This is a genomic window from Maribacter confluentis (genome assembly GCF_030505015.1).
In the GTDB taxonomy this organism is placed as follows: domain Bacteria; phylum Bacteroidota; class Bacteroidia; order Flavobacteriales; family Flavobacteriaceae; genus Maribacter; species Maribacter sedimenticola.
Window position 1 is genome coordinate 3150457 of sequence record NZ_JAUKUC010000001.1, and the last position, 17416, is coordinate 3167872.

At 41.5% G+C, this 17416-nt stretch carries 12 protein-coding genes; 7 read left to right on the plus strand and 5 right to left on the minus strand.

The window, feature by feature from the left end:
• The first annotated feature begins 8 nt into the window (after positions 1-8).
• From Q2T41_RS13670 to Q2T41_RS13695, 6 genes are read left to right on the plus strand one after another with little or no spacing between them, the layout of a single operon-like run.
• On the plus strand, positions 9-1562 hold the full coding sequence (locus tag Q2T41_RS13670) for a SusD/RagB family nutrient-binding outer membrane lipoprotein (RefSeq protein WP_304436520.1): 1554 nt from the start codon (positions 9-11) through the stop codon (positions 1560-1562).
• Complete coding sequence (locus Q2T41_RS13675; RefSeq protein ID WP_304436521.1) at positions 1552-3216, plus strand: alkaline phosphatase family protein; 1665 nt, start codon at positions 1552-1554, stop codon at positions 3214-3216. Before Q2T41_RS13670 ends, Q2T41_RS13675 begins: the two co-directional genes overlap by 11 nt.
• A 1-nt stretch (position 3217) precedes the next feature.
• Positions 3218-4495 carry a ComEC/Rec2 family competence protein gene (locus Q2T41_RS13680; RefSeq protein ID WP_304436522.1) on the plus strand — a complete coding sequence of 426 codons (1278 nt, stop codon included), beginning with the start codon at positions 3218-3220 and terminating at the stop codon, positions 4493-4495.
• Positions 4482-5834 (plus strand): (R)-1-hydroxy-2-aminoethylphosphonate ammonia-lyase, encoded by a 1353-nt coding sequence (gene pbfA / locus Q2T41_RS13685; protein ID WP_304436523.1) that lies wholly within the window; start codon positions 4482-4484, stop codon positions 5832-5834. Before Q2T41_RS13680 ends, pbfA begins: the two co-directional genes overlap by 14 nt.
• A gap of 6 nt (positions 5835-5840) precedes the next feature.
• Positions 5841-7427, plus strand: a complete 1587-nt coding sequence (locus tag Q2T41_RS13690; RefSeq protein ID WP_304436524.1) for a fibronectin type III domain-containing protein — start codon at positions 5841-5843, stop codon at positions 7425-7427.
• Between the two features lie 4 nt (positions 7428-7431).
• The gene (locus Q2T41_RS13695; RefSeq protein ID WP_304436525.1) at positions 7432-8520 is read left to right on the plus strand and encodes an alkaline phosphatase family protein; all 1089 of its coding nucleotides are present in this window, start codon (positions 7432-7434) and stop codon (positions 8518-8520) included.
• A 77-nt stretch (positions 8521-8597) separates the two neighbouring features.
• Here Q2T41_RS13695 and Q2T41_RS13700 read toward each other — a convergent pair whose 3' ends face one another.
• Genes Q2T41_RS13700 through Q2T41_RS13715 form a run of 4 tightly spaced genes read right to left on the minus strand, consistent with a single transcriptional unit; the run spans position 8598 to position 15174 of the window.
• Positions 8598-9992: a c-type cytochrome domain-containing protein gene (locus Q2T41_RS13700; protein WP_304436526.1), complete on the minus strand. Its 1395-nt coding sequence runs from the start codon at positions 9990-9992 to the stop codon at positions 8598-8600.
• Positions 9993-10004: 12 nt separating this feature from the next.
• Positions 10005-10889, minus strand: a complete 885-nt coding sequence (locus Q2T41_RS13705; RefSeq protein WP_304436527.1) for a sugar phosphate isomerase/epimerase family protein — start codon at positions 10887-10889, stop codon at positions 10005-10007.
• Positions 10890-10903: 14 nt separating this feature from the next.
• Positions 10904-12421 (minus strand): DUF1501 domain-containing protein, encoded by a 1518-nt coding sequence (locus tag Q2T41_RS13710; RefSeq protein ID WP_304436528.1) that lies wholly within the window; start codon positions 12419-12421, stop codon positions 10904-10906.
• Positions 12422-12444: 23 nt separating this feature from the next.
• On the minus strand, positions 12445-15174 hold the full coding sequence (locus Q2T41_RS13715; RefSeq protein ID WP_304436529.1) for a PSD1 and planctomycete cytochrome C domain-containing protein: 2730 nt from the start codon (positions 15172-15174) through the stop codon (positions 12445-12447).
• A gap of 436 nt (positions 15175-15610) precedes the next feature.
• Between Q2T41_RS13715 and Q2T41_RS13720 the strand changes: the two genes are divergently transcribed.
• A complete protein-coding gene (locus Q2T41_RS13720) occupies positions 15611-16027 on the plus strand; it encodes a response regulator (protein ID WP_304436530.1) in 417 nt (138 codons plus the stop codon).
• A 920-nt stretch (positions 16028-16947) separates the two neighbouring features.
• Here the strand turns inward: Q2T41_RS13720 and Q2T41_RS13725 are convergent.
• Positions 16948-17310 (minus strand): winged helix-turn-helix transcriptional regulator, encoded by a 363-nt coding sequence (locus Q2T41_RS13725; protein ID WP_304436531.1) that lies wholly within the window; start codon positions 17308-17310, stop codon positions 16948-16950.
• Positions 17311-17416 lie beyond the last annotated feature (106 nt).

Sequence of the window (17416 nt, forward strand, 5' to 3'; positions counted from 1 at the left end):
AAGAAATCATGAAAAAAACATTATTAATTATATGTGCTTTGGTATTGGCGGTAAGCTGTACCGAAGATTTTGAAACGATCAATATAAACCCTAACTATCCTGCTTCTGCAGAGCCGGGATTATTGTTGCCGGGCGTACAAAGAGAGATGGCCTATAATTGGGGCGATCAAGGTTGGGAAGAAGGTTTTACCGTAGTACAATATGGGGCAAGACTTCAGTTTACCAGTGGTGATACCTATAACTGGTCTCCTTCCGGTGATCCTTATGATAACGCATATGCATCTCTAAGAGATGTAGAAAATATTATTAGGGATACCGAAGCTAACGAAGATGCACAGAATTATTACGGCGTCGCCTTGGTGATGAAATCATGGATCTATTCTTATGTTACCGATGCTTACGGAGATGTGCCTTACTCTGAAGCTACCATGGGTATTGAGAATGGTAATGTTACTCCTGCTTTTGATGCTCAAAGTGCTATATATGCCGGTATGTTGGCAGATTTAGAAACTGCAAACACGGTTTTGACCGATGCCGATAATATTTCAGGTGATATTTTTTATGACGGCGATATTGAAAAATGGAGAAAATTTGCCAATTCGTTAAGATTGCGTTTGCTAATGCGTATCAGTGATGTGGATAATGCAACTGCCGTTGCGGGAATGATCCAGATTACGAGTAACCCTTCTGCGTATCCTATTTTTGAGAGTAATGAGGATATGACCGTAGTGACATGGAATTCAGATAACCCACAGCCAAAATATGACACACGCAGTGGTAGTTTTGATGAGGTTCGTTTAAGTCAAACCTTAGAAACTCGCTTAAAGGATTTGAACGATAATAGATTGTATGTTTTCGCACAGCCGACCACAGCTTCTGAAAAGGGAATTTTCTCTGAAAATTTTGATGATTATGTAGGTATGCCCAATGGGTTGGATGATGAAGCGGCATTAGGATATAGTCCCTCTGGAAACCCAGATGAGTCCGGCTCTAATTTCATTTCCAGATTGGGTATTTTGTTGGGCTGTAGAGCATGTAACCCAGAGCAGGCATCTGCTACCGCTTCACAGACCATTATTATGAGCTACTCTGAACTACAGTTCATTTTGGCAGAGGCTGCGGAAAGAGGATTCATTTCTACAGGTGATGCGACTACGTACTATGAAAACGGAATTAGAGCTTCTTTTGAGTATTACACAGAAAGAGTTGCCGCCGGAGGATGGTCTGATATTGCCAATGCTATGCAAGCAACGGACATTGATGGCTATGTAGCGCAAAATGCCGTAGCTCTTTCGGGCGATACCGATGACAACTTGGCTAAAATCGCACTTCAAAAATGGATTTCTCTTTTCTATACCGGATTTGAAGGATGGTCAGATTGGAGAAGAACGGGAATGCCAGAAGTAATTCCAGGTCCAGATGCTGTTAACGATGGTATGGTTCCGGTACGTTTTCAATATCCAAATTCTGTGAAATCTACCAATAGCGAAAACTACAATGCCGCTGTACAAAGTATGGGTGCCGATGATATTAATACCAAACTTTGGTGGGATGTTGATTAAGCAAAAGGTTAAAAAGTACACATCAATTATAACACTGACCATAGGGATGACCTCCCTATGGTCTTGTGATTATGACAAGTTGGATAAAATGGGTTCTGAAACCACCCATGTTGTGGTGATCGGTTTTGATGGGTTGAGTCCGGACGGACTCCAAAATGCTGATACGCCTACTTTTGATACCATGATAGAAGAGGGTGCTTCAACCATGCACGCAAGGGCAGTTTTGCCCACAAGTTCAAGTACCAATTGGGCTTCTATGATTATGGGTGCCGGACCGGAACAACACGGTATTACATCCAATGCTTGGGAGAAGGATAATTTAGTTTTACCCGCAGTTACACAGAGCGAACCTTTCTTGTTTCCCAGTATTTTTCATTTGATTCGTGAGCAAAGAACATCGGAAAAAATTGGAGCAATTTATCATTGGGGAGGTTTTGGACGGTTATTTGAGAAGAATGCGGTAGACTTTGATGAAAATCCTGCTACCGAGGAAAAAACGGCTGTGAACGCCAGTAGCTATATCAAAGTAGAAAAACCCTTATTTACGTTTGTCCACTTTGATCATATTGATCACGCCGGTCATGAGTTTGGGCACGGTACAAAAGAGTATTACCATGCGGTTGAAAAGGCAGATTCATTATTGGCGGAAATTATGAAGGCCATTACAAAATCTGGTATGGCAGATAATACTATGGTAGTCATTAGTTCTGATCATGGCGGTAAGGGCAAAGGGCATGGTGGCGAATCTATGGAAGAAATTGAAATACCTTTTATTCTTTGGGGCAAGGGTATAAAAAAAGATTATAGGATAAAATATCCGGTATACCAATATGACAATGCTGCAACTGTTGCATACGCCCTTCAAATTAAAACACCACGTGCATGGATCGGTAGACCTGTACTTGAGGCTTTTGAGGGTGAAAATGTGGAAGATGATTACCCTACTTTGGTACAGTTGAAAAAACCAAGATTAAATAGACCGGCAAAAGGTTATGCAGCAGATGGGGGCTTGTTCAATGAGGAGGCCCAGTTAGTATTGGAGAACCCAAATGCCTACGGTGAAATTAGGTATACGCTAAATGGTGCAATGCCAACGAAAGAATCCAACACCTTTAAACGGTCCATAGTTCTAAAAGAAAATACGGTGGTAAAGAGTGCCATATTTGTTGCTGATAAGTTGAGCAGTGGGGTTTCCGAAGCATTTTTTAGGATAAAACCAGCATCGCTTAAAGCTCCTGTTTCTTATGAGGTTTTTCATTTGAACGACCTTTCCTTTATTCCATCAATAGGGAATAGAAAACCGGATGCTAGGGGAACCGTTTTTGAATTTTCATCGGAAGAAGTTCGTCAGCATATACAAGCAAACACATTGTTCAGGTTTAAGAGTATGCTCAAAATTGAACATGAAGGCAGTTACAATTTTGCAGTAAGATCAGATGATGGTAGTAAACTGTTCATAGATGGTCACTTGGTTGTCGATAATGACGGGGACCATGGCGTAAGAACAAAAACAGGAAGTATTGAAATGGACAAAGGTAGTCACACCGTTGAGGTGCTTTGGTTCAATGGCGGTGGTGACGGTTGGTTAGATGTGTATGTGAAAAGTGGTGAAATACCCAATCAGATTTTGTCGACCAATCTTTTAAGAAATTAAAATGAAAATATATCAACACCTCTTAGTTGTACAGGTTCTTTTGGTGTCCACATTTTGTTATTCTCAGGATGTCGATAAACAATTATCCAACTGGGAAGAGGGAATGATGGATATTCACCATATAAATACAGGTAGGGGAGATGCCGCTTTTGCCATTTTACCGGACGGTACTACTTTATTGATCGATGCTGGCGATATGTCTGAGACTCACCCGAGAACCTTGTCAGCAAGGAATGCCCCTAGAATGCCAAATACCAATAAAACAGCACCAGAGTGGATCGTTGATTACATGCATCAGTTTTTTCCGAAAGGATATAAAAAACAACTAAATTATGCGCTGATCACACACTATCATGATGATCATTTTGGTGAACTGGATAGTTTAAGGTTAAAAGCCGCAAATGGTGATTATAGGCTCACCGGAATTACCGAAATAGGCAATAAGTTTCCTATACATAAAGTGTTGGATAGAGGCTTTACATACCCCATTAATTTGCGTAACCCCGAGATTCAAAATCAAGAAAGATTTCAAAATGATGCCTATGGTATGGTACCGACGCTTAAGAACTATTGGAAGTTTCTAGCGGATGAACAAACTAGAAATGGTTTGGTACACGAGCATTTGATACCAGGGCAAAATAACCAGATCGTTTTGGTGAACAAAGTAAAAAAGTATCACAATTTTAATATTCGCAATATTGCCGTAAACGGAACAGTTTGGACGGGGGTGGGTAATGACACCTTGCCTCTTTTCTCAAAAGGGGAATACCCGGGTGAGAATAATTTGAGTACCTGTATTAAAATTAGCTATGGTAAGTTCGATTATTTTACCGGGGGCGATATAAGTGGAGTAAATGGTATAGGTGCTACCGATGATAATTCAGTAGAATCTCATATTGCACCCGTTATTGGAGCGGTAGATGTGGCAACCTTAAATCATCATGGCAATCGAGACTCGCAGAATGATGTCTACGTGCGTACGTTGAGACCAAGGGTATGGATTCAACAAAATTGGTCATCAGACCATCCGGGAGATGAAGTATTGAGGCGAATTACATCCAAAGAACTATACCCAGGAGAACGTGACGTATTTTCTAACGTCATGTTACAGGCAAATAAAGATGTTATTGGCGGTAGATTAAATCAATACAAAAGTCAAAATGGTCATATAGTGCTACGCGTATATCCTAATGGAAATAACTACTCCATTTTTGTACTTGATGACACCACTGACAAAAGAGAAATAACCGCAGAATTCGGACCGTATGAAGCAAGATAAATTACAGAATAAACGTACCGAAGGAGATATAAATAACACCCATGCCAGAAATGAATGGATTGATGGTATTACCGATGTAAAGACTTTAAGGTTATTGGAAAAAGATGCCCGTTACTTTTTTCATCAAGCTTTGTCTTCGCCCTGTTTAGATGTACTTGGTAATTGTAGCGGTCCACATATAGAGAATATATCCGGTAAGCGATATTTAGATTTTCATGGTAACAATGTGCATCAACTGGGGTTCTCACATCCTAAATTGGTACAGCGCTTAACGGAGCAGTTACAGGTGCTGTCTTTTTCTACCAGGAGATATACGAATGAACCTGCTATAAGATTTGCGGAGAAGCTGGCTTCATTGCTTCCATCGGATTTAAATAGGGTTTTAATGACTCCAAACGGGAGTTCGGCGGTAGGAATTGCTTTAAAATTGGCACGCGCCGTTACCGGTAAATTTAAAGTGGTATCGTTTTGGGACTCTTTTCATGGCGCATCGTTAGATGCTGTCAGTGTTGGTGGAGAAGCTGTTTTTAGGGAATATATGGGACCAATGATGCCAGGAGTAGAAAGAATACCTCCACCTGTGATCTATAGGGGTATTTTTGAAGGTAATGAAGCTAAATGCTTGGAATATTTGGAATATGTATTTGCAAAAGAGGGTGATATAGGTGCTTTTATCGCAGAGACGGTTCGCAATACGGACGTTCAATTGCCTTCGGTAACATTTTGGAAAGCGGCTCGTGCATTATGCGATAAGTATGGGGTTGTTCTTATTTTAGATGAAATACCCATTGCTTTGGGCAGAACCGGAAAAATGTTCGCTTTTGAACATTACGGTATAGAACCAGATATTCTTTGCTTGGGCAAAGGATTGGGCGGTGGTATTTTTCCACAGGCCTGTATGGTTACCAGAGATAGGTATAATACATTCCCGGACATTTCATTGGGGCATTATACCCATGAAAAAAGTCCCTTAGGTGCCATGGCGGCATTGACGACCTTAGAAATTATAGAAGAGGAAAAAATACTGCATAAGGTTGCGGGAGACTCTTTGACAATGTGTACTTCAATGACCATTTTAAAGGAAAAGTACGAACTTATAGGCGATATACGTGGTCGTGGATTACTATGGGGCGTTGAGTTGGTAACCAATAGGGAGACGAAGGAGAAAGCAGTGGAAAAAGCTGAAAAGGTTATGTACAATTGCCTTAAGAATGGTCTGAGTTTTAAGGTGTCCGCAGGTAATGTGCTTCAATTGGCTCCAGCGTTGACCATTACTAGAACTGAATTAAAGAATGCAATACAAATTTTAGAACATGCGCTAAATAGCGTTAGTAATTAATGACATATGAAACTATTGAATTTTACTTTTTTGGCAACCTATTTTTGTGGTGTTGCCTTATATGCCCAAGAGACATCGGTATTTGTGGTTAAGCCTTATTTGCAAGATGCGAACCCTACCGAAATTACGGTTATGTGGGAGACTTCTTTGGGAGAAGAAAGCGTGGTTGAGTTTGGTACGTCACCTAAGTTGGGTAAAAAAGCGGTAGGTGGTGCTGAGGATATCAACTTTGGTCCATCTCGTATTCATGAGGTGAAACTAACGGGACTAAAAAGATTTACTACCTATTATTATCGTGTGAAAACAGATAAGTTGGTCTCAGATATTTATCAGTTTAAGACACCTCCATTTGCAAGTGATAATGAGTCGTTCAATTTTTTGGCTATGAGCGATATGCAAATTGATCACCAAAATCCGGATAAGTTCAATGAAATTGTAAACAAAGGTATACTGCCCTTCTTGAAGTCGGAATATGGTAACAACGTGCCAGATGATTTGGCAATGGTTTTAATACCAGGAGATTTGGTGGAGAACGGTGCAAAGTACGAACAGTGGCAAAACGACTTTTTTAAGCCTGCGCAAAACCTTTTTTCAGAAGTGCCTGTGTATCCTGTACTGGGTAATCATGAAAGAAACGCAAACTATTATTTTAAATATTTTAGTTTGCCTAAAAATGGTACACCCGCATATGCAGAGCATTGGTGGTACAAAGATTATGGCAATACCAGAATTATCGGTCTTAATTCAAATGAAGGATACCGTGATAGTCGTGAGCAATTTGCTTGGCTGAAATCATTGCTTGAAGAGACGGCTAAGAATGGGGAAATAGATTTTGTGTTCGCACAATTGCACCATCCGCACAAATCTGAATTATGGATTCCCGGTGAAGAAGAATCTTCAGGAAAGGTGGTAAAAATGTTAGAGGAATTTACCACCAAAACCGGTAAGCCTAGTTTGCATTTTTTTGGACATACCCATGGCTATTCTAGAGGGCAGTCTAAGGATCATAAACATCTTTGGATCAATGTGGCATCCGCAGGTGGCGCTATTGATAATTGGGGTGAGTTTGAGGGTAGGGACTATGATGAATTCAGTGTTACCCAAGATGAATACGGCTTTGTTATGGTAGAGGTTGATGGTAATCATAAGAATCCAAAATTCACCATCAAAAGAATCAGTAGGGGAAATGAAGAGTTGTATAGGGACAATGAAAAAACAGATGAAATTGTCATTTATGCCAACTCACATCAACCGGATACTCCAATAGCTATTGCATTTAATGGTACAGTGGAATATACTGGCGGATTGTTAAAGGCGCAACCTTTTAAAAGTTCCTTTAAAGATGCCTATCATGCGGCATCACATTGGCAAATATCCACAACAGAGGATTTTGATACATTGGTTCTGGATAGTTGGAAACAATCTGAAAATTGGTATTACGGAGAAAACAGGCAAAAAAACGATAACTTAACCGATGAACCCACTAAAAGATTAAAACCGAATACCAAATATTATTGGCGAGTACGCTATAGGGACCAACATTTAAATTGGAGCGATTGGTCAAAAACACAATCATTTAAAACGAATAATTAATTTGATGATGAAAATACGAACGAGAATACTATTGGTTGCCGTGCTATTTATGTGGGTAGGGGCAACAGCTCAAATGGATAAGACCGCTAATGTATTTTTAATTACGTTAGATGGTGTACGTTGGCAAGATGTATACCAAGGTTTAGATACGGCATTGGTGCAGAGTAATTATACAGAAGACAAAGATCTGTTGAATAAAATGTTTTCAGGTAGTTCACCTGAAGAAAGTAGGGAGAAAATCATGCCTTTTTTTTGGAATACCATTGCCAAAGATGGTCAATTGTACGGCAATAGGACGAAAGGCAGTAAAGTTGATCTCACTAATAAAATGTTATTTTCCTATCCTGGGTATAATGAGATTTTAACAGGTAAGGCAGATGATGCCCATATTGATAGTAACGACAAAAACTACAATAAGAATGTAACGGTTTTAGAATTGGCAAATAAACAAGAGAAATATACAGGAAAGGTTGCTGCCTTTGCCAGTTGGGACGTCTTTCCGTTTATCATTAATGACAAAAGAAGTGGGGTGCCCGTAAATGCCGGGTATATGAACGCTAAGGGAGCTTTAAGCGAACGGGAGCAATTCTTAAATGAAATGCAACGCCAAGCCCCGGTTATATGGGAAAGTGTGCGGTTAGATGTTTTTACCCACCATTTTGCCAAGGAGTATGTAAAAAAGAATCATCCCAAACTGGTGTATATAGCATATGGGGAAACCGATGATTTTGCACACGGCGGACTATTTGATTTGTACATGAAAGCCCTACATAACACCGATGCCCTAATCGCGGATTTATGGCAATACGTACAGCAAGACGACTTTTATAAGGACAATACCTATTTTATAATTACCACGGACCACGGCAGGGGAGAAGGTGTACGTGAACATGCAAAATGGACCGACCATGGCAAAGAAGTACAAGGTGCGGAACATACATGGTTGGCCATATTGGGACCTAAGGTAAAACAAGTGGGGGAAACCGATAATGTACAGCTGTTCACCAACCAAATTGCACCTACTATTAGTGAACTATTACATTTAGAAAGGGACACAAAAATGATTACCGCAAAGCCGCTATTTCTGGAATAAATAAGAGTTTACAATATACAGCTCGAATTTCCGAGTCTGTAATGTGGCGGTCTTAAACCCACAGAAACCTTTCAACCTTAATACACAATACTATCCGATGCGATGACCGGTAGCGTATAATTGCCATACTCCACGGCCGTTTTTCCATTGTTCAAATACTCAGTACCTGTTTTATGATGCTCAGGATTGAACAAAACTACTTTTTCCAAAGCCTTAAATTCAGTGAGGACGGAAAGATATTCCTCCTTAAAATTGGTGTAGGAAAGGTTGATGCTTTTTAAATATTGAAGTGATTTAAATTGTTCCAGCTGGCTCCCGGTTAGTTGGGTATGATCTAATTGAACCCGTGTAAGGTTGGGCAACTTGGCAAGCGCTGTACATATGTCATCGGTTATTTGGGTGCCGCCAAGGTCCAATAGGGCAATTTGAGGTGCTATGGCATTTAAATAAGGAGCATCGGCATTGGTAAACGTGGGTAAGTTAAGTGCCGATACTTTTAGGTAATTCGTTCCCTCACTGATCGGGGCCACGTGCAATCCAAAATTCTTTACATAGTGGATACTGTCCGTAGCGGCAGCGGCTATTTCGGTTGGGGGATAGTCCATTACCTCGGATTTCGGGAAATAAGGTGCAAAAAGCGATTTGGGTAATTTCAGTTCCCCTATGGTCGTAGTGAACGGATGTCCTTTCGCAATCCACGTTTCTACCAATTTAATGGCTTCCTTGCTCGGTTGACGTTTGCCATCGGGCGGCATGTGCCGGTCATTGGATTTGGGCAGTTCCATCCGTAGAAAAAGGTCGCTCTCCCCTGGATGATGTGCCGTCAGTACCGGTCCGTTTTCCCCACTGGTAAGGATGCCTTCCTCAGAATGCAATAACAACTCCCCCTTTGCCTTTTTAGGGTTGTGGCAGCTTACACAGTTATTGTTGAGAATAGGGGCAATAACATCGGTATAGAACACCGCAGATTCCCAATCCGTTTCCGAAAGTATAATTTCCTTTTCCTCAAAGACCGTATATCCCAAGGCCGCTTTAAGGGTATTGGGCAATGGCTCTACCAAATAGTCCTCCCCGTGGGTAATGTTGCCGCCCTGGTGACCGGTAAAGGATATCAGCACAAAAAGTAATCCCGAGATAACCAAAACGGGAATTTTTTGAAGCATAGCGGCAAATGAAACTGTGGCTAACCTGGCCCACAGTATAAAACAGCACAGGGCGGTAGCAATCCCGGACCATAAATGGATCTCAACGGAATTGAACGAATGGCCTTCGCCCAGATATTGTAGATATCCGGTAATACAGGCCAATACGGCCACATACGCTCCCCAAAGGTAAATGAGGGATATGACCTTGGTAAATTCTTTCTTTTTGCGTTCTACAAGCTGCAAGAGCAATCCAGCAATGATAAAACCAATGGGCAAATGCACGACAAGGGGGTGCAGTCTTCCTAAAAGTTGTTTTAAAATATCCATGCGTATAAAGGGCTATTCAATGGTTAACCGTTCTTTGATCACCTTCACCATATACAGATTGGCTTTCCACTGGTCCGCAACGGGTACTTGGGTATAGGGCAAAGTAGGCATATAGCCGGCAGGGCCAAATTCTGTGGTTAGGGTAAAGGTATCGTGAGTTTTCCAATGGTGGCGAATAACTTTTTCCCAAATATCCAAATGCCTGTCCACGGCCTTTTTCCATTCCGGTGCTTCGGGGTCGTTGACCTGCGGTCCTTCGGCATGTCCCACCCGTGCATGCAAGTGCCCTGTACGCGGAATAATTTGGGAAAGGGCTTGCTCCTGCCGTTCCAATAACGATTCGTGTACCACCATCCAATGGCTGATATCCAAATTTAAGCGTAAATCGGGAATTCGGTCCAAATAGGTTTGGGTGTCGGGCAGGTTAAAACTAAAGCGACCCCTATGGGTTTCATGATAAATGGGAATGTTATGTTCCTTGGCAATGGCGTTGGCAACCGCTATGAAGGCCTTGTTCTGCTCAAAGGTAAAAAAGTCGCTTCCCGTATGGCAGTTGATATACGCAGGGGACCAGGTCACCAATTTTTTTAAATGTTCGCCATAGGCACGCAAACTTTCCTTAAAAGGGACGTTCTTGTTGGTACCGTTTAAAAAGGCAACCTGCAGGTCATGACGCTGTAAGGCGGCTGTTAATTGTTCCTCATCTTCCTTGGTGCTTGGAAACCAAATTTCAATACCGTCATAACCGGCGGATTTTGTTTTTTCGCAAAACGCATCCCATGAGACCGTGCGTCCCCAATCCGTTTGAAAAAACTGTATCGATTTTGTTGATTGTCCCCAAAGGGCGTTGACGGACAATAAGATTGTAACCAGTAAAAACGTTCGTAATGCTACCATAGGGTTAGTTTTCTTTAGGCCAATATTTCTCTAATGATTTCCCCTTCCACATCGGTCAACCTAAACGGCCTACCTTGAAAATCATAGGTAAACTGTTCATGGTCAAGGCCCAGTAAATGTAAAATGGTGGCATGTACATCATGTACGGACACCCTGCCAACTACCCCGGCAAACCCAATACTGTCCGTTGTTCCGTGAGAGGTACCTTTTTTAATGCCCCCACCGGCGATCCACATGGTAAATGCATCACCATGGTGGTCACGTCCTTTAAAGCCCATGGTCTTTCCTTCCCTGTTCTCCTGCATTGGGGTTCTGCCAAACTCTCCTCCCCAGACCACTAGGGTATCCTCCAGGAGGCCGCGCTGCTTTAAATCTAGCAAAAGGGCGGTCATGGGTCGGTCTATTTCGCGGCATTTATTCTTTAACCCCAAATCCACGGCGGTGCTCGGGTCCGTACCATGGGCATCCCATCCCCAATCGAACAACTGTACGAAGCGAACGCCGTCCTCTACCAATTTACGCGCCAACAGACAGTTATTGGCAAAGGATTCCTTACCCGGCTCTACGCCGTACATTTCCTTGATATGGACCGGTTCTTTATTGATATTCATGACCTCCGGAACCGCTATCTGCATGCGGTAGGCCATTTCATAATGATTGATGCGGGCCAATATTTCCGGGTCGGCATATTTGGCATATTCCTTTTTATTGATTTCGTTTATAGCCTTGATGGTATTCTTTTTTAGGTCCCTTGAAATACCCTCAGGGTCTTCTATGTAGAGTACAGGGTCTCCTTTAGAGCGACATTGGACCCCTTGGTAAACCGAAGGCAAAAAGCCGCTGCCCCAAACACTTTTTCCGGCACTGGGGGCCTTACCGCCCGAGGTGAGGACTACAAAACCGGGTAGGTTCTGGTTTTCGGAACCAAGACCGTACGTTACCCACGAGCCTATGCTGGGCCTGCCCAAACGCGGACTGCCGGTATGCATGAACAATTGTGCGGGACCGTGGTTGAACTGATCGGTATGTACCGCTTTTAAAAAGGCCACTTCATCTACTACCTTTTTAAAATGGGGCAGGTTGTCCGATACCCAATTCCCCGATTTCCCTTCCTGTTTGAACTTTGCTTGCGGTCCCAAAAGTTTGGGCGTACCACGAATAAAAGCGAATTTTTTGCCTTCAAGAAAGGATTGCGGACAGGCTTGATCGTTCAATTTGGCCAGTTCCGGTTTATAATCGAACATTTCCAATTGGGAGGGTGCCCCGGCCATATGCAGGTAAATGACATTTTTCACCTTTGGGGAAAATGGTGGGGGAAGGGTCGCCAAAGGGTTGAGGTCACGCTCGGTAAACCCGTTCTGTGTGCCTGCCCATGCTTGTTGGGGCCGTAGCGGGTCGCATCCCATAAAAATGGAGCCCAAGGCCAATCCGCCCATTCCCGTGGCACATTGTTTTATAAAATGTCTACGGGTCTTTGCGGCTACCTCCCGTTGTAATTTTTCTGCTATAAGTCGTTCTACATTACTTTTCATGCGCGTACATTTTGATGTAGGGCTTAGGCCTTGGTTAAAAATTCATCCAAATTCATAATGGCATTTGCCACCACGGTCAATGCGGCAAGTTTTGGGTCCGGTTGTTCCTCAAGACCCATAAAAATCGTGTTTTTGCCAGCGGTTAAAGTAAATTCCTCCAATGCCTGTTCATAAAGTGCTATCAATATCCGTAGGCGTTCCTCTTCTATAGGTGCACGTGTGGCTTTCTCATATGCTTTGGAAATACCGGTTTCCACGTTTTCATGCTGCATAGATTGGGCAAACGCATAAGCCGCCTCAACAAAAACGGGGTCGTTTAGGGTTACCAAGGCCTGTAAAGGGGTATTGGTTACGGTTCTCCTAATGGTACATACCTCCCTACTACCGGCATCAAAAGTGATAAAGGACGGATAGGGGCTGGTACGTTTTAGATAGGTATATACGGCACGCCTATACTTGTCCTCACCCTTACTTTCTACCCATGATTCGTTACTGTAAACGGATTGCCATACGCCATCCGGCTGGGGTGGCATAACGCCGGGGCCGTACATTTTATCGCTCAATAATCCGGATACCGCCAATGCCTGGTCCCTGATCTGTTCCGCCGTAAGACGTACCCTTGGTCCCCGGGCATAAAGGGTATTGTACGGATCCTTTTGATATAAGGCCGGGGTTGCGACAGAACTTTGCCTGTAGGTGCCGGACAATACCATTTCCTTGATCATGGCCTTCATGCCCCAATCATGTTCATGCATAAACCTAAGCGCCAGCCAGTCTAACAATGCTGGGTGACTTGGTGGGTCGCTCTGGGTACCCATGTCCTCTAGGGACGATACGATACCCCTTCCAAAAAGCTGATGCCAAACCCTGTTCACCGTGGTGCGTGCCGTGAGCGGATTTTCGGTGCTTACCAACCATTTGGAAAGACCCAGCCTGTTCCTTGGCCATGCATCGTCAAAAGGATTGAGTATGTGTGGAGTGCCCGGTTCTACGGTATCGGTCAACATTAACCAATTGCCACGTTCAAAAACTTGGGTGGTCCTGGCCATATGTTCCTTGTTCTCGATCATAATTGGCAACGTAGGCGTTTTCAAATTCAATACATTTAAAAACGCATTGCTTATTTTTTCATAACCCGGCTTGTTCTTTCCGGGAAGGTCCTTAATAAAGGCAAGCCACGTAATATGACTGGTAGATACCTGTGGAGCAATGGAGTTGTTGTCCGCCTCAAAATATAGGTCCACCATGTGGTGTATGGGTTTAAATCGTATTTTTTCAATGGTATTGCCCATGGTATTGCCCACTTTAAAGCGGGATAGGATCGCACCGTTGGCATCCTGTTCCCTAATGGTAATGGTGGTGCCTTCCGTAAATCCCCTATAGTACAGGTATACCGAAGAGGCTCCTTGTGTATCTATATTTTTCATAACACAGGAACCATTGTCCCAAAGGGCCAAATATTTGGTGTCGGCGAGTTCGCCGTTCACGAAATCAGTGGCGTTATGGGCCAGGTATTTGGGTTCCATAAAGGTCAGGAAATCGGCATATTTGTGGGCTTCTTCTCGAGAGCCATACGTTTGTACCCAATGTACGATTTCCTCTTTTTGTCGCTCTTGCGCATCGGTATAGAAACGAATTGTGGGACTCTCATCTGGTGTGTCCTCATCCCTGGTATTATTGAAAAACGCCATGGCCTTGTAGTACTCCTCATGTTTAAAGGGGTCATAGGTATGACTATGGCACTGAACACATTCCATGGTCGTGCTCTGCCAAACAGAAAATGTGGTATTGACCCGGTCCAGAACGGAAGCTACCCTGAACTCTTCATCCTCGGTACCGCCTTCATCATTGTTCATGGTATTTCTGTGAAACGCGGTTGCTATCAACTGATCAACGGAGGGTTCCGGTAATAGATCTCCGGCCAATTGTTCCGTCGTAAACTGATCAAAGGGCATGTCATTGTTTAAGGCTTTGATGACCCAATCCCTGTAGCGCCACATGCTCCTTCCCTTATCTTTTTCATATCCCTTAGTATCCGCATAACGCGCCAGATCTAGCCACCAACTGGCCCATTTTTCTCCAAAACTTTGTTGCGCCAATAGTAGGTCCACCGCTTCTTCATACGTAGTCTTTCCAGATACAAATGCATTGAACAGTACATCTGACGGAGGTAGGCCCGTAAGGTCAAGGGCCAATCGCCTAATCAATACATGGGGTTCGGCAGGTGGGTTGGGCATTAGGGTGTCCGAGCTCATTTTGGCCAGAATAAACCGATCAATATCATTTTGTAGAAAATGGTCTTCACTAAAATTGACCATTGCAGCCTCTTCGGTCAGGGCAGGGACTTCCACTTTTTCCGGTAAGGTATATGCCCAATGTTCACCCCATTCCGCACCTTGATCCACCCATTGGGTCAGTAGTTCAATTTCCTCCTTGGTCAACGGAGGTTTTTCATAGGGCATGCGCAATTCCGGGTCCTTGGACTTTAATCGTTTTATAAATTCGCTTCCACTGGCATCTCCAGGTATAATGGCAGATTTACCAGAGGCTGTAGCCGCAAAAGCATCTTCCTTAAAAAGTAGGCTGAAATCACCGCTCTTTTTTACGCCACCATGGCAGGTAATGCACTTATTGTTTAGAATGGGTTTTATCTGGCTACTAAAATCTATTTTCTTTGAACTGCTATTGCAGGAAAATAAGAGAGGAGCCAGGGTCGTAAAGAGGTATTTAAATAGCTTTTGTCTAGGGCGCATTGCTATTGGGAAAATTATTTAAAATATAGACTTAGATTACTTTTGACTGCGAATTAAATACGCAATCTTAATATTAAGAATTTTTAATTAATTGTAAGTGTGTAGTACACAATTAATTAAAAAGGAATGAAATTTTAACAAATGAAAATAATTTCGTGTTGACCATTTACTATATGCTAATGTTATTCATTTGCTACAATTATATTTTCAATAAGGTAATTATACGTTAAAATTCATGGCTATTATTTACAATGATTTAGGTATGAATTAGTTACCTTTTTTTGAATTATGTAAAATTTACAACGTTGTAGTGAATTTTGGTAATGAATTAATTTTTTAATACACATATATAGTATATATTGTCGAGTATTTGTAAGTTTTATATTGTTAATTTTTTAACAAATAAATTATATGTAATCAAAAAAATGTGTGCGCTATGAAAATTAAAACGGTTTGTATCATTGATGATGATCCTATTTGTGTGTATGGAACTAAAATTTTATTGAACCATAATAACTATTTTGGTTCTGATATTATGGTGTTTGAGGACGGTTATGAAGCTTTGATAAACCTTACATCTCTTGCGGAAAAAGGGGAATGCATGCCCGATGTCATTTTTTTAGATTTAAATATGCCAATTATGAACGGCTGGAATTTTTTGGATGAATTTGAAAAATTAGCCTTGGAAGTTAAACCCCAAGTTTTCATTGTTAGTTCCTATATAGGCGCCGATGAAATTTTACGAAGTAAAAAATATAGTACCGTACGGGATTTTATTTCAAAACCTTTACTGGCCGATACATTAATTAAAATTTATAATAATTTAAGTACCAATTCCTCCATTGCCAGTTAGAAATTATAGTAGGCGCGGTTGCAAGTAGTAGCGCTGGCGTGAGACTCCCGTAGTCATAAAGAAAAACTACCCTCAAGGTGGTTTTCTTTGTGGAGCCGTAGGGTATAGAATTTTTCTCTTTAACGCCTATGTATAGGGATTTTGAGAGCTTATAGTTTTTATACTCACCGAATAGGTGACTTTTTAACAACCCAACCAGATTTTTCGCTGTAAATAATTAAAAATTGAGGCCAGAATTGCTTTTACCCCTATTAAACTAATGATGCATTCCGGCACTAAAAATTATATGAGTTAACGGTAATTGTTTGTGACATTTAACATTCATCATCTTTTTATTTTAAAGGAAGTTGCAGAAATTAATCAAACTGCACTTAAATAGATTACTCATCTCTGCCTAGTAGAACGTTAGGGTTATAATATTTTGAATTTTTACAAACAGTTTGAGTTCCGTAAAAAGGACAACTAAAGTAACCAATAAAAGAGACCATGAACAGGACCTCCACTAAAAAGATATTTTACATTTTAGAAATGGTACGAAAAAATGGCCGATTTGCAGAACTTTCTCATTTCTATAAAACAATATAATTATTCCGTCCAAATCAGAGCAACGCAAATGTTTTATCCGAACGCAAAGTTTTTTTCGGTGCCCTTTATGGAAATTGCGAAGTAATGTATTCCAGTCTACTTCGTAGGTTACGGCCATAAAATTTGGCATATAAAGATATATCCATGAAAAATTTATGATAAAATGTTTGGCGCACTCGGCAAGCACAAGTGCCGTCAATAGGTAATCCTATAGTAAACAATAAAGAAACAGAATTATGAAAAATAAATGATTCAACTCCAATAAATCGATGGTTTCACTGAATTGTATCTCTGTATATGTTTCACGCTGACCAGCGCATCCGACGCGACCATTTTTATATGCTCATTCTTGATTGTTTAATGCCTTCCATATTTTCATTGGCCCACGCTACAATGTTCTGGATATGTGGTAATAGACTTTTTCCTCTTTCCGTAAGGTTATATTCTACCTTTGGCGGTATTTGCGGGTAAATAGTGCGATTAACCAAATCATCTGCTTCTAGTTTCTTTAATGTTACCGTCAACATTTTTTGGGAAATCGTTCCTATGGCATTTTGTAATTCGTTAAAACGTAAAACCTTAGATTCCCCTAAAATCAGAATTATCAAGGTAGACCACTTATCGCCAAATCTATCGAGCACGTTGCGAACAGGACAATTATCGGCGTCAATATATTTTTTTAAATTTTCTTTACCCATAATGTATTGATTATCAGTATTAATTACCTCAAAGTAAGTAACAAACCGGTTTGAAAGTTCTTGTTTTATGCAAAGTTACTTAATATCTTTGACTTACCAAAAGTAA